This is a genomic window from Candidatus Roseilinea sp. NK_OTU-006 (assembly GCF_012931985.1).
Taxonomy (GTDB): domain Bacteria; phylum Chloroflexota; class Anaerolineae; order J036; family Brachytrichaceae; genus JAAFGM01.
The window spans coordinates 47,553-61,274 of sequence record NZ_JAAFGM010000012.1 but is presented as its reverse complement, the minus strand read 5'-3'; the positions used below and the strand labels follow the sequence as shown (position 1 = coordinate 61,274).

At 64.6% G+C, this 13,722-nt stretch carries 12 protein-coding genes; 9 read left to right on the top strand and 3 right to left on the bottom strand.

The window, feature by feature from the left end:
- Window positions 1-89 precede the first annotated feature (89 nt).
- From GXH28_RS16740 to GXH28_RS08535, 4 genes are all read left to right on the top strand, one after another.
- On the top strand, window positions 90-1,154 hold the full coding sequence (locus GXH28_RS16740) for a zinc-dependent alcohol dehydrogenase (RefSeq protein ID WP_169238607.1): 1,065 nt from the start codon (window positions 90-92) through the stop codon (window positions 1,152-1,154).
- A gap of 105 nt (window positions 1,155-1,259) precedes the next feature.
- Window positions 1,260-2,174: an AAA family ATPase gene (locus GXH28_RS08545; protein WP_169238606.1), complete on the top strand. Its 915-nt coding sequence runs from the start codon at window positions 1,260-1,262 to the stop codon at window positions 2,172-2,174.
- 25 nt (window positions 2,175-2,199) lie between these two features.
- Entirely contained in the window at window positions 2,200-3,084 is an 885-nt protein-coding gene (locus tag GXH28_RS08540; RefSeq protein ID WP_169238605.1) for a DUF4058 family protein, read from the top strand.
- 3 nt (window positions 3,085-3,087) lie between these two features.
- On the top strand, window positions 3,088-4,251 hold the full coding sequence (locus GXH28_RS08535) for a vWA domain-containing protein (RefSeq protein WP_169238604.1): 1,164 nt from the start codon (window positions 3,088-3,090) through the stop codon (window positions 4,249-4,251).
- 88 nt (window positions 4,252-4,339) lie between these two features.
- Here GXH28_RS08535 and GXH28_RS08530 read toward each other — a convergent pair whose 3' ends face one another.
- From GXH28_RS08530 to GXH28_RS08520, 3 genes are all read right to left on the bottom strand, one after another.
- Complete coding sequence (locus GXH28_RS08530) at window positions 4,340-5,719, bottom strand: extracellular solute-binding protein (protein WP_169238603.1); 1,380 nt, start codon at window positions 5,717-5,719, stop codon at window positions 4,340-4,342.
- Window positions 5,720-5,790: 71 nt separating this feature from the next.
- Window positions 5,791-6,696: a carbohydrate ABC transporter permease gene (locus GXH28_RS08525; RefSeq protein WP_169238602.1), complete on the bottom strand. Its 906-nt coding sequence runs from the start codon at window positions 6,694-6,696 to the stop codon at window positions 5,791-5,793.
- Complete coding sequence (locus GXH28_RS08520; protein WP_206156771.1) at window positions 6,686-7,570, bottom strand: carbohydrate ABC transporter permease; 885 nt, start codon at window positions 7,568-7,570, stop codon at window positions 6,686-6,688. The genes GXH28_RS08525 and GXH28_RS08520 overlap by 11 nt, the downstream gene beginning before the upstream one ends.
- Window positions 7,571-7,925: 355 nt before the next feature.
- Here GXH28_RS08520 and GXH28_RS08515 point away from each other — a divergent pair, with 355 nt between their 5' ends.
- From GXH28_RS08515 to GXH28_RS08495, 5 genes are read left to right on the top strand one after another with little or no spacing between them, the layout of a single operon-like run.
- On the top strand, window positions 7,926-9,125 hold the full coding sequence (locus tag GXH28_RS08515) for a hypothetical protein (RefSeq protein WP_169238600.1): 1,200 nt from the start codon (window positions 7,926-7,928) through the stop codon (window positions 9,123-9,125).
- A complete protein-coding gene (gene groEL, locus GXH28_RS08510) occupies window positions 9,122-10,756 on the top strand; it encodes a chaperonin GroEL (RefSeq protein WP_169238599.1) in 1,635 nt (544 codons plus the stop codon). Before GXH28_RS08515 ends, groEL begins: the two co-directional genes overlap by 4 nt.
- 2 nt (window positions 10,757-10,758) lie before the next feature.
- Complete coding sequence (locus tag GXH28_RS08505; RefSeq protein ID WP_169238598.1) at window positions 10,759-12,558, top strand: WD40/YVTN/BNR-like repeat-containing protein; 1,800 nt, start codon at window positions 10,759-10,761, stop codon at window positions 12,556-12,558.
- A 6-nt stretch (window positions 12,559-12,564) separates the two neighbouring features.
- The gene (locus GXH28_RS08500; RefSeq protein WP_169238597.1) at window positions 12,565-12,903 is read left to right on the top strand and encodes a hypothetical protein; all 339 of its coding nucleotides are present in this window, start codon (window positions 12,565-12,567) and stop codon (window positions 12,901-12,903) included.
- Window positions 12,900-13,703: a mandelate racemase/muconate lactonizing enzyme family protein gene (locus tag GXH28_RS08495; RefSeq protein WP_169238596.1), complete on the top strand. Its 804-nt coding sequence runs from the start codon at window positions 12,900-12,902 to the stop codon at window positions 13,701-13,703. Before GXH28_RS08500 ends, GXH28_RS08495 begins: the two co-directional genes overlap by 4 nt.
- Window positions 13,704-13,722: the final 19 nt, after the last annotated feature.

The window sequence follows — 13,722 nt, the reverse complement described above, 5'->3', positions numbered from 1 at the left end:
TATGGGCGATGCTACCGATTGCAACATGCAGCGGCGCGACGAATCTGACCTACAATCCTCCTGCCCGATTCTTGAAACAGGAGCCTCATATGCCCCGTGAGATCGTCACCCGCGACGGGACCTCTTTTCGCTTTCGTGAATATCACCTCGACGCGCTCGGCCCGAACGAAGTGCGCGTCCGGGTGCAGTTCGCCGCGCCCAAACACGGCACGGAGCTGCAGCTGATCACCGGAAGCTCCTTCGAGCGCAAAGAATGGCACCCCGAGCTGCGCATGTTTCTACCGCGCCCGACGCCGGCAGAGCCGCAAGCACCGGCGGAACGACCGGAGCGCAACATCGGCAACATGATCGTCGGCGTCGTGAGCGAGGTGGGAAGCGCCGTAACCCGGTTTCGGCCAGGCGAGCGCGTGTTCGGCTACGGGCCGATCCGCGAAGTGCATCAAGCGCCGGAAGACAAGCTGCGACCGCTGGGCGACTTGTCGGAAGTGGATGCCGTGTGCGTGGATCCGGCACACGTCGCCTTCGTAGCCGTGCGCGACGGCAACATCCGCATCGGCGACTCCGTCGCCGTGTTCGGCCTAGGCGCGATCGGCCTGATGGTCGTGCAGATCGCGCGGGCCGGCGGGGCGCGCAAAGTCTTCGCTGTGGATCCGCTGCCGATGCGCCGCGCCTTCGCCGAGCGCCACGGCGCCGATCGAGCGCTCGACCCGAACACATGCGACGTCGCCCTCGAAATCAAGCGTGCCACCGGCAATAAGGGCGTGGACGTGTCTATCGAGACCTCTGGGGCTGGCCGCGCATTGCACGAAGCGATCCGTTGCCTGCGGCAATGCGGCACGGTGGTGCATGTGCCGTGGGGGCCGAAGGACTGCCGCGATCTGAACCTGAGCGAGGAGTTCCATCACAACCGACCCACCCTCGTCGGCAGCCAGGCATGGAGTGGCTGGGAGAACCCCGACCGTTCCTACCCGCTTTGGGATCACGAACGGGCCTATCAGACGACGATCGAACTCTTCTGCGCTGGGCTGATCACCGGCGCGGGCGTGGTCACGCCGATCGTGTCGTTCGAGGATGCGCCGGAAGCGCTGGTGGCCATCCGCGAGCGCCCGGAGACGACGATCAAGTTCGGCGTCAGGTTTGGAGGTCATGATTGATGATGGGTGATTCACGATCCTCGACCGAGGGGAGTGGGAAGTCGGGAGTAGGCAAGTCATGAGTCACGAATCATCCGTTCATCGGGGTAAGATTGCGGCCAAGAGATGACCATCGCCTCAATCGCTTCGCTCAAGACCATTGACGACTTGGAAGCGGCGCTGCGCGCGCAGAACTATATCGCCGAGCGCAGTTTGGCCACGTCCATCTTCCTGGCGCTCAAGCTGCGCCGGCCGTTATTCCTGGAAGGCGAGGCCGGCGTGGGCAAGACCGAGATCGCCAAAGTGCTCGCCGCTGCGCTGGATACTGAATTGATCCGCCTGCAGTGCTACGAGGGGTTGGACGTGAACCACGCGGTGTACGACTGGAATTACACCCGGCAGATCATGCACATCCGGCTAATGGAGGCGAAGGGCGAGCGGATCGAAGACGAAGAGGCCGAGCTATTCGGGCCGAAGTTCCTGCTCAAGCGGCCGCTGCTGCAGGCCATCGAGGACAGCCGCGAGAAGCCGCCGGTGCTGCTGATTGACGAGCTGGACCGCAGCGACGAGGAGTTCGAGGCTTTCCTGCTGGAGGTGCTGTCCGACTTCCAGATCACCATCCCGGAGATCGGCACGATCAAGGCGCAACAGCCGCCCATCGTCATCATCACCTCGAACCGCACGCGCGAGATCCACGACGCGTTGAAGCGGCGCTGCATCTACCAGTGGATAGACTATCCGAGCTTCGAGAAAGAGCTGGCGATCGTGCGCGCCAAGGTGCCGCACGCGCCGGCGCAACTGGCCAAGCAGGTCACGCAGTTCGTACAAGAGTTGCGCCGCGCCGAGCTGTACAAGTTGCCCGGCATCGCCGAGACCCTCGACTGGATCGCTGCCCTCGTCGCGCTCGACCAGACCGCGCTGGACGAGCGCATCGTGGACGAGACGTTGGGCGTGATCCTGAAGTATCAAGACGACGTGGTGAAAGCGCGCACCGAGTTGAACAAGAGCATCCTGGCCGTGATCAGCACGGGATATGCGTGACGCCTGATGCACAGAGGAGGTAACCATGCCCTCGCCCTTTCCCGGCATGAACCCTTACTTCGAGCATCCCAGAATCTGGGAGGATTTTCACGCAAACCTGGCAGCGGAAATACAGCGACAGATCGCGCCGCGGCTTCGCCCCAAGTATTACGCTGCCCTGACGCCGCGCGTGACCTACGACGAAATCATCATCGAAGGGCCACCACCCACCAAGCCCGAAGTGATCAAGCCGGACGTTGCCATCTATCGCACCGAGGCAACCTCCGGCCCGCTCGGGAGCGCAGCCATCGCCGCATCCGCGCCGCCGATCATCATGCCGGTCCCCGTCCAAGAGCCGATCACGCTGCACAGCATCGAAATCCGCGAGGTCGGCACCAACGCCCTGGTCACGGCCATCGAAATCTTGTCGCCGGTGAACAAGCGCCCCGGCCACGAAGCGTTCGACGAGTATGCCAAGAAACGCCGCCACTTGATGCGCGCGCCGGTGAACTTGGTGGAGATTGACCTGTTGCGCGCAGGCGTCCGCATGCCGGTGTTGACCGAGCTGCCCGAGGCGCCCTATTTCATCTTCCTGCGCCGCGCATTCGTGGCCGGCCAAGTCGAGGTGTGGCCGATCACGCTCCAGCAACCCATTCCGGTCGTCCCCGTGCCTTTGCGAGAGCCGGACCCCGACGTGCCGCTCGATTTGACGCGCGCGATCCACACGATCTACGACGAGCTGTCGTACGACATGCGGATCGACTATAGGCGAGACCCGCCACCGCCTCCACTCGCGCCTGCAGACCAGGCATATGTGGATCAACTCTTGGCGCCGTTCGGCCGAACGCCCAAGCCGCGCCGCCTGCGCGAAGACGAGGTTGAATACGAAGCCGGTGAAGCCGAAACAGAAGGGGCAGAAGCCCGAGTTTGATCAATGGAAGAGGCCATAGCCGATCGCGGCCACTTGCTGCGCAACTTACTGCTGTTCGGCCGGCTGTTACGCAAGCTGGGGCTAGACGTCAACCCCGGCCGCATGATAGACCTGGCCAACGCCCTGGCGCTGATCCAAATCGGGCGTAGGCAGGACTTCTTCTTCACCGCCCAGAGCCTGCTGGTGCAGCGCCGCGAGGACCTGGCGCTGTTCAAAGACGCCTTCGATCTATTCTGGGTGGACCCGCGCGACCGCGTGATTGCGCGCGGCCGGCGGCAAGACCAGACGCCGTTCACCCGCCCGGAATTCGCGCCACCGCCGCTCAAGCCACAGGCCGCAGAACCGCCCGGCGACGGCACGCGCGATGCCGGCGAGCGCACGATCGTGGAGACGACCTACAGCCCGAGCGACCGCGAAGCGCTGCGGCACAAGGATTTCTCACAATTGACCGCTGAAGAGATGCGCGCGATCAAGGCGATGATGGATGACCTGCTGTGGCGACCCGGCGAGCGCCACACCCGCCGGTTGATCGCCGGAAGCGGCGCAGCGCTCGACCTGCGCCGCACATTGCGCCGGAACATCGCGCATGGTGGCGAGCTGGTGCGCTTCGCCGAGCGCGGCCCAAAGCTCAAACCGCGCCCATTGGTCATCATCGCCGACATCAGCGGCTCGATGGAGCGCTATACGCGCCTGCTGTTGCACTTCATCTACTCGCTCAGCGCCGGATTGGAGCAACCGGTGGAAACCTTCGTGTTCAGCACCCGGCTGACGCGCATCACGCGGCCGCTGCGCCAGCGCAGCGTGGATCGCGCCCTGCGCGACGTGTCGCGCGCCGTGACGGACTGGGCGGGCGGCACGCGCATCGGCGAGGCACTGAAGATGTTCAACTACCGATGGGCGCGGCGCGTCATGCGCAGCAGCGCCGTCGTGCTCATCATCAGCGACGGCTGGGACCGCGGCGACCCCGACCTGCTCCGGCGCGAGATGGCCCGCCTGCAGCGCAGTTGCCGCCGCGTGATCTGGCTGAATCCATTGCTGGGCAGTGCAGATTACCAACCGCTGGCGCGCGGCATGCAAGCTGCCCTCCCCTACATTGACGACTTCCTGCCGGTGCACAACCTGGCCTCGCTCGAAGACCTGGCCGTGCGATTGGCACAGTTGAAGTGACACGCGCCCTCTCCAACGGTCGAACGCCCGGCGGAGAGCAATCCACCGGGCGTTCGACCGTTTGTGCGATACGAATCGCCAAAGGCAACTACGGGCGCGGCTGATCCAGAATCTCTTGCAGCTTCTTCTGGATGACCGGGGCATGCTCGTCCCAGGTCACCGTGCCTTCCCAGATTTGCTCGATCTCGGCCTGGAAGGCAGTGTTGGCCTCGGTGAAGCGCGTGTTGTATGGCATGGGGAATGGCTCGACGCCGGCCTCGATCAAGCCAGCCGCCACCCCGAACATGCGGTTGATCTGATTGACCGCCGGATCGGTCCATGCCGACTTGCGGCCGTTGGGCTGCACCGCCACGTTGGTAGCCAGATACACGCCGGCGTCCTTCGAGGTCAGCATGTTGAGCAGCTTGTATGCCTCGGGCATGTGCTTGGTCTTCGCGTTGATCATCCACTGGTTGCCAGAGTAACACGTACCTTGGCGACCTTTATCACCCACCGGCAACAGCACGGCGTCCATCTCGAACTTGCCGGCGGTCTTCTTCAGGAAGTCGGCCACGCTGCCGACGATGCCCGAGTGTGTAGCCGAGAGCCCGCCGACAAACAGGCCGGTCTCGATCTGATCTTTCTTGCGCGGCGCGATCTTGTCGTTGTGCAGGCTCACGAACCAACCGGCGATCTCTTTGTGCATCGGCGTGTTGTATTGGAAGGTCTTGCCCTCGCGATCCATCAACCACATGTCGGTCGAGTTCTTCTCGCCGAACGAGCGCGCGATGTTGCTGTAGTAGTGCATTGCCGTGATGTTGTCGAATGACATGCCGAAGATGCCCTTTGCCGGATCTGCGGCTTTGCGCGCCAAGGCCTCCCAATCGGCCAGCGTCCAACCGGCCTTGGGCTCTTCGAGGCCCTTCTCGGCCAGCAAAGTCTTGTTATAGCTGACGGCGATGTTGCCACCGGGATGCACGACATCCGGCAGGCTGAAGTTCTTGCCATCGAACTTGTTGCCCTCCATCACGCTGGGGAAGATGTCGGCGAAGTCCGGCGGCGGATCGCTCTTGAACATGTCATCGAGCACAGCATAGATGCCCTTGGTGAAGTTGAGGAACAACCAGCGGTGGTGGCCGTAGACCACATCTTGCAACGTGTCGGAGATGAAGCCGGTTTGCGTCTTCTTCTCGATCTCGCCGTAGATCGTCTCTTCGACCTCGACCTTGATCCCGGTATCGTCTTGAAAACGTTTGGCAAACTCGATGGCCATGCCACCCAGCGGCACCGCCGGCGCCTGCAGGCGCAAGGTCACGCTCGAAGCGGCCGGCGCGCTGGTCGCTTCGGTCGCCGGGGCAGCGGGCGCTGCCGGCGCGGGTGGCGCGCTGGCAGGCGGCGCAGCGCACGCAGCCAGAATGCCGGCGCTGACCGATCCCAGCCCGACCGCTGCGCCCTTCAACAACTGGCGTCTGGTGAACTTTCGTTGCATCGTATCCTCCTGTGTGAATGCTCTTCTCTCGTCTTTCGGGTGTAGAAAGCAGGTGCCGACGGGCCGAAAGGTCACCCCTTCAACCCGGACATCACGACGCCCTGCACGAAGTAGCGCTGGCCGGCAAAGAAGATGATCACTGCAGGGATCATCGCCAGCACGCACGCCGCCATCAGCAGGTGTTGTAAAGGCTCGCCGCCCACCTCCGGCGATTGCACGAAAAAGTGCAGGCCAACCGAGATGGTGAACTTATCCGGCGAGTTCAGGTAGATGATCGGGCTCTGGTAATCGCTCCACGTCGCCAGCGCTGTAATGATCGCGAGCGTGACGATCGGCGGCTTCAGCAACGGCAACAGCACTGACCAGAAGATACGCGGGTAACTCGCGCCGTCAATCAGCGCGGCCTCGTCCAGGTCGCGCGGGATGGTGAGAAAGAACTGGCGCATGAGAAAGATGCCGAACGCGCCGCCGCCGAACCAGGCCGGCACCCACAGCGGCAGATGGGTGTTGATCCAGCCCAAGCGATGGAACAGCACGAATTGTGGGATCAAGGTAACCTGCGCCGGCAGCGTCAGCGTGGCCAGGGTGATCAGGAAGAGCGCATCACGGCCGCGATACGAGAAGCGGGCGAACGAATAGCCCACCAGCGACGCGGTGATGACCGTGCCCAGCGTCGTCAGTGCAGTGATGTAGGCCGCGTTCCACGTCCACAGCAACACGGGGATGCGTTCGATGCTGAGCACGCGGATGTAATTGCCGAACTGCGGCGTCGCCGGGAAGAAAACCGGTGGGTAGGCGAACGTCTCCTGCACGGTCTTGAGCGACGCCATCAGCGTCCACAACAGGGGAAAGCCAAAGAGCGCCGCGAAGAACAGGACGACGGCGTACAGCACGACGCGCGATGGGCGTAGGGGCTTGCGGCGGCGGTCGGCGCGCGACGCCGGCGTGGTCGCCGGGAAGGGTTGACTAATCGCCATCGTAATACACCCACTTGCGCGACGCGTATACCTGGATCAGCGTGAAAGCGATCAGAATGACCGCCAGGATCCACGCCAGCGCGCTGCCGTAGCCCATGCGGAAGTTCTGGAAGGCCTCGTTGTAGATGTGCAGCACGAAGAACCACGTAGCGTACGACGGCCCACCTTGCGTGGCTACCCACGCCGTGGTGAACACCTTCAGTGCCGCGATGATGGCCAGCACCAAGTTGAAGAAGATGGTCGGCGAGAGCATGGGCAAGGTGATCTTGCGGAACTTCGCCCAGGCGCTGGCGCCGTCAATCGAAGCAGCCTCGTAGTATTCGTTCGGGATCCCCTGCAAGCCGGCCAGGAAGATCAGCATCGTGTTACCACCCACTGCCGCCCACACATTGATGATGGTGACCGATAAGAGCGCCGTGTCCCGCGTAGCCAGCCAGCCGGGCGGGTCGGCTACGCCCAGCGCGCGGAGCACCGCATTCACCGGACCCATTCGCGGCTGCAAGATGGCCATCCACAACACTGTGAGCGCAACCGCCGGGATGAGATGCGGGATGTAGAACAGGGTGCGGAAGAACGTCGTTCCTTTCAGCTTCTGATTGAGCAGCAACGCCAGCGCCAGCGAACCAACGATCGCCGACGGCACGAACATCAGCGTGAAGAGGAAGGTGCGCCCTAACGACGGCCAGAAGAGATCGTCCTTGTTGAAGGCACGGTCGTAGTTGGCCAGGCCAATAAACTTGGGCGGGCTGAGGATGGCATACTCGGTGAAGCCGAAGTACAGCGACGCCAAGATCGGCCCACCGAAGAAGAAGATCAGGCCGAGCACCCACGGCAGCGCGAACAGATAACCCCAGAGCGCGCGATGTGTCTGCACGGCGGTTTGCGCGCCGACGATCCGGGCGAGCCAGGGCCGATGCGACGGGGCACGGGCCGGTGCAATTACACGAGCATCGGTTCCCAAAGCGCGAGCCTCCTCATCCGGGTTGGTGCGAAATTCTCATCTCCCCTGCTCGGCGACATCGAGCGCGATGAAAGTGGATGGACGAGAGCGCGTCGAGGGACGAATCCTAGACTTGAACGGAGTATAGAAACGTTGCAATCAATGTCAAGCTTACAAGTGCTGCGGCGGAGTGTAGAGGAGTCACACGCTCGATGCGAGACGTGGGGGTTTCCCCAGGAGAAACATCGGCATCTTTCCATCTCCTGCGCGTTCGATCAGGCTTTGTTCCGTGCTCGAAATTGCCGCCATCTGCACGACCTACTTTCCCGCATCGCACGCCGACGTCATCGTGTCGCGCTGGCTGGAACCGCACCCGACCGACGCCCGCTGGGGATGGCAACCGCGCACCCAGATCGCCTCGCTGTATATCGCTCAACCACGCCCCGACCTCCGGCTGCTGGACACGCCCCGTTCGCAATGGCGCAACCTCGGGTTCAACCCCGACCTGGAGCTGGGCCAGCCCATCGCCCGCGCGCATAGCGTGCTGATGTTCGGCACGATCCGCGACGCGCTCACGCTGGGCGGCGCTTCGCTGGCAGTGGACGGCATCTTGCTCATCGGCGAGCATGGCGACTACCCGACCAATGAGCTCGGGCAGAAGCTGTATCCACGCAAGGAATTCTTCGATCAGATCGTCGCCGTCTTCCGTGAATCGGGCCGGGGCGTGCCGGTGTTCTGCGACAAGCACCTGTCGTGGAACAGCGATTGGGCGAAAGCGATGGTCGCCGTCGCGCGTGAGCTGGGCTTCCCGCTCATGGCCGGATCGTCGTTGCCCTACTCCTTTAGGCTCAAACCGCCGTTGCCTGCCGGCGCCGAGCTGGCCGAAGGTGTGGCCGTGTTCTACGGCGGCGCCGAGGTGTATGGCTTTCACAGCCTGGAGGCCATGCAGGCTTTTATCGAGACGCGCGCCGGCGGTGAGCGGGGCATCCGAGCAATTACGACGTATCGCGGTGACGGTGTGTGGGAAGCGATGGCGCGTGGCGCGTGGTCGCGCGATTTGTTTGAGGCGGCGCTGGCCGCTTGCCAAAGCGTCACGCCCGGCGACGTGCGCGCGAACGCCCGCCGGTCGTCATCGCATGATCCCTGGGGCAGCCCGACCGCCTTTGTCTTCGAGCACACCGACGGCCTGCGCACGGCGCACATCCAGCTCGAAGGGCACGTCGAGGATTTCGCAATTGCGATCCTGCAGAGCAATGGCGCCATCCACGCCAACCGCTGGGAAGCCGGCGACTCGGAAGACTTTTACGGGCACTTCGCCGCGCTCGATGCCAAAATACAGGAGATGTTCATGACCGGCCACGCGGCTGAGCCCATCGAGCGCACATTGCTGACTACTATGACCATCGCTGCCTGCATGCAGGCATTGACGACCCCTGGCCGGCGCGTGGACACGCCGCAGTTGCAGATCGCCTATCAGCCGCAGCCATGAGACGACGTAGCGGGAAGACCTTGCTCGGCGGCGCGCGCGAATCGCTGCACAGCGGCATGGCGCTGCTGGCCGCTGCCGTCGAACCGACGCTCGGCCCGCTCGGCCGGCTGGTCGCCGTCGAACGCGAGACGAGTCCAAAGACGAAAGCGCCGGACTTGCTCAACGACGGCGCGACCATCGCCCGGCGCGTTTGGGCGCTGCCCGATCGCTGGCAGACCATGGGCTTGCTGATGGCGCGCCACGCCGCGGCGCAAGTCGAAGAAGCCGTGGGCGACGGCGGCAGCACGACCATCGTGCTGGCCCACGCCATCATGACCGAAGGGCTGCGGCACATCGCCGCCGGTTGCGACCCCATGCGCTTACGGCGCGGGCTGGAGCGCGCGCTGCCGGTGGCGTTGCAGGCCATCGAACGCACGGCGCGTCCGCTGCAAGACGATCAGCATATCCTTTCGCTGGCCGGTGCGATCACCGGCCGCGACGACCTGGCGCGACTCATCCACGAGTGCTTTGATGTGGTGGGCCCGCATGGCGTGATCGAGGTGCGGCCCGGCCACGGCGTCGCGCACGATCGGGAATACATCCAGGGCGTATTGTGGAATGAAGGGTGGAAGTCCTCACACTTCGTCACCCAAGGCGGCGCAGCGGTGCTCGAACGGCCCTACATTCTATTCGCCACACATCGCCTGACGAAAGCAGCGCAGCTCGCCCCACTGATGAGCGCGTTGATCGAAGCGAACGAAGCGCGCAACGAGCAGCGCGGGCTGGTCGTCATCGCCTTCGCCATCGAGAGCGATGCGCTCAACATCCTGGTGACGAACAAGGTGCGCGGCGTGCTGCCGGCGTTGGCCATCCACGCGCCCGGCGCGGGCAACGACCGGTTCGAGATCCTCAATGATCTGGCGACGTTGTGCGGCGGCAAGCTCTTTGCCGAAGAAGCGGGCGACCGCGTGGAATCGGCCCGGCTGGCTGATTTGGGACAGGCCGACGAGGTGAACGCTATCCGCTCCGCATTCACGATCACCGGCGGCAAGGGGCGGCCGGCAGCCATCCGTCAGCGCATCGCCGAGATCCGCCGGTCGCTTGCCCACGCGACCGGCAATGCCGAGCGCGACCGCCTGACCGAACGCATCGGCAAGTTGCTGGGCGGCGTCGCGTTGCTACGCGTGGGCGGCGCTACCGAAGCCGAGCGGTCTCACCTGATGCAGCGCGCCGAAGAAGCGGTGCGCACGATCCGCATCGGCATGGAGGGTGGCTTGGTCGCCGGCGGCGGCGCGGCTTTCCTGGCAGCCGTGCCGGCTCTGCAGCAGCTCGAATTGGAAGGCGACGAAGCGCGCGCAAGCACGATCTTGCGCCGGGCGTTGTTGGCGCCGATGTCGGCGTTGATCCGCAACGCTGGCTACGAGCCTGGACCGCTCATTCACGAAGCGATCGCGCGAGGGGATGGATTCGGCTTCGATGTGCGCGCCGGTACAGTGACGGACTTGTGGGCGGCCGGCATCGTGGATCCGCTGCGTGTGGTGACGACGGCGCTGCGCGCAGCGACGAGCTGCGCGGCGATGGCGCTGACGACCGAAGCGCTGGTGCACAAACCACGCTCGACGCGCGATGATGATGTGATGTTGAACCCTTAGCCATGCAAGAAAGAGACTGGTCTCTTGTCGGTGCCTGGGCAGGGGGTGCGGTGTATAGCCTTGCCCTCTCCCTGCGCTTCGCAGAGGACGGGATCGCCCTGGCCGCGACGCACGCTGGCCTGTTCCGCTCCGATAATGGCGGACGAACATGGCAGCGCGCCGGCAACATGGGCTACGTCCCGGCGCGCTGCGTCGCGTTCGACCCGTCCGACATGGCATTCGCAACTACCCAGGCCGGCGCGCTGGTCGTTTCGCGGGACAGCGGCACGCAGTGGCAAACGTTGGATGCGTGGGGCTTTGGCCCAACCAACGCGCTTGCCTTCGCCACCGATAAGGATGGCAATGCACATCTCTTCGCAGCGACCGACGAGGGGATATATCGCTCGCTGGACGGCGGTGCAAGCTGGCAGAGCGCCAACTTCGGCCTGTTAGATCCGGAGATCCTCTGCTTGACATGCGCGCCGGACTTCGCTGAGAGCGAGGTGATCTGGGCTGGCGGCGCGAATGGTGGGCTATATCGCTCGCGCAACGCCGGCCGGGCCTGGCGCGAGGCAGGGTATGGCCTGCCCGACGCCGCTGTGCAGTGCATCGCTTTCACCGAAGCCGGCCTGCTCGCGGGCACGGAAGCCGGAGTGTTCCGGCTCACGGAGGGTGACGAATGGTTGCCCTGCGGCTTGGAGGGAATGGAAGTGAACTGCCTTGCGGCGTGCGACGGCACGTTGCTGGCCGGCACGACGCGTGGCATCTTCCGCGCCGACGCAAATCTGCAATGGCATCCCACCAGCCTGGGCGAGCCGGTGCTGGCGCTGGCCTGCGCGACGAATGGGGTCGCGCTCTGCGGCACAACCCACAGTGGCGTCTGGCGCAGCGATGACGGCGGGCGCATCTGGCAGCGCACCCACAAAGGGCTGACCGCGCATACGCCGCCCCTCGCTGCACGCGCCGGCGATGGCACCTGCCTGCTGGCCGATGCACTGGGCAGCATCGTGTATTCCGACGACGGTGTAGCGTGGCGTCCGGTTGCTGTGGACGATGCGCTCGTGTGCGTCACGGCCAACCCTGCACCACGCCCAGCGGCGTTCATGGCAGCGACAGAACGGCGCGTGCTGGCTTGGGATGCCGACGCGCGTACCCTGCTGCCCCTGCCCGGCCAACCGTCGCTCGACGATGACGACACAATCACCGCTCTGGCCCTCACCCACGACGGCGTGTGTTTGATCGGCACGCGGTCCGGGCAGTGCAAGGTAGGCGGCGCCGGCCTGCCCTGGCACGACTTGGCGTTGCCCGGCGCGGGTGCCGCGACCGCGCTTCATCTCACACCAGCGGGCGGCCTGTTCGCGCTGCATATCGCCGCTGATGCCGATAGCGCGTCGAGCTTCAGCGCCGAAGTGTGGCGCTTGCCAGTGCTCGTGCTTCCCCATCCAGACGAAACAGCCTGGCACATGCTGATGGCGCTGGATGGGTTACAGACACCGTTCGCTTGCTTAGCGGTCGAGGGCGACCGCGTCGTGCTCGCAGCACAAAACGCCATTGCACAGGCCTATCTCGACGCCGATGGGTATCCCATGGAGGTGCGCCGGGTCAGCGCCGAGCCGGGCATTGCTTTTACCGCCGTCGCGACTCAGGGCGAAGAAACCTACCTGGCGAGCAACCGCGGCGTCATTTATCTAAGCGCGACCGGCGCACACCGGCCCATAGGATCAATGCTCACCGAGGTCCCGGTAGTGGCGCTATTCACAGATCGCGCTGCGCTGTGGGCCATCACGCTCGGCGGCGAAGTTTGGCGCTACCCTGTGAGGTGACATCGCATGAAGGAGACCTGCATCGAGTCCATCCTCGCGCACGAAGTCATCGTCCCTGGCAAGGCCGGCGCAGTGGACGGCCCGGCGCTTGGGCGGTTCGCCGATGCGTGGGACGAGAAGCCGATCGTCCTGCTAGAGTTTCGCCTGAGCGATGGCATCATCGCGCTGGGTGAGGTCGGGCGCGGGCCGACAATTGCAGAGTTGAGACCCTGGTTGGAACAACTCATCGGCTATCGCTTGCGCGGGCTGGACTTGGGCGTGTTGCCGGAAACCCTTCGCTCCGGCTATCGCTGGGGACTGCTGACCAGCCCCCCCCAGCGCTCTACGACTCGCCCTCGCCGGTGACCTACGCCTTCGAGATGGCGCTCCACGACTGGATGGGCAAGCGCAACAGATGCCGCATGGTTGACCTGCTCGGCGGCTCCGTCCGCGAGCGCGTGCCGGTGGACGCCTGGCGCGGCCGGCAGACGCCGGAAGACCTGCGCCGCATCGTCGCGCAGGCGCGGGCGCGCGGCTTCCGAGGCATCGAGATGAAGTCGAAGCTGGGCGATCCGACCGTCGCGCAGGTGCGCGCTATCAAAGAAGCCGGCGGCGACGACTTCGGCGTGACGATTGACCCGATGTGGCAATGGCTCAGCCCGCACGACGCCCTGCACACGCTTAAACAGCTCGAGGCGTTCTCCAACCTGCGCATCGAAGACCCCTTCCCCTGGGAGCAGTCGGAGATGTGGCAGCGGGCGCGACAGGCGACGGCCGCGCCACTGGTATTGCACACGCGCACGATGAGCGTGTTGAAGCATGGGCTGCAACACGGTTACGCCGACAACTTCAACTGCAGTGGGTACGTGGCCGAGTTCATGGCGATGGCGCATGCGGTCGAAGTAGCCGGCTACTGCTGCTGGCACGGCTCGTCGCTGGAGCTAGGGGTGGGACAGGCCGCCGTGCTCCATGCGGCCGCTGCCGCGCGCGCCTGCACGATGCCGTCGGACTTACAGAGCGCCTACATCCGCGAGCACACGCTGGTCACCTGGGACTGGCCCTACGCCGATAGCACGCTGCCCATCCCATCTGGGCCGGGGCTGGGCATCGAACTCGACCGCGATGCCTTGCAGCGCTATCGCCGGGCGTTCGCAGAGTTCAATTAGCCGCGTGCCACCCATCTCT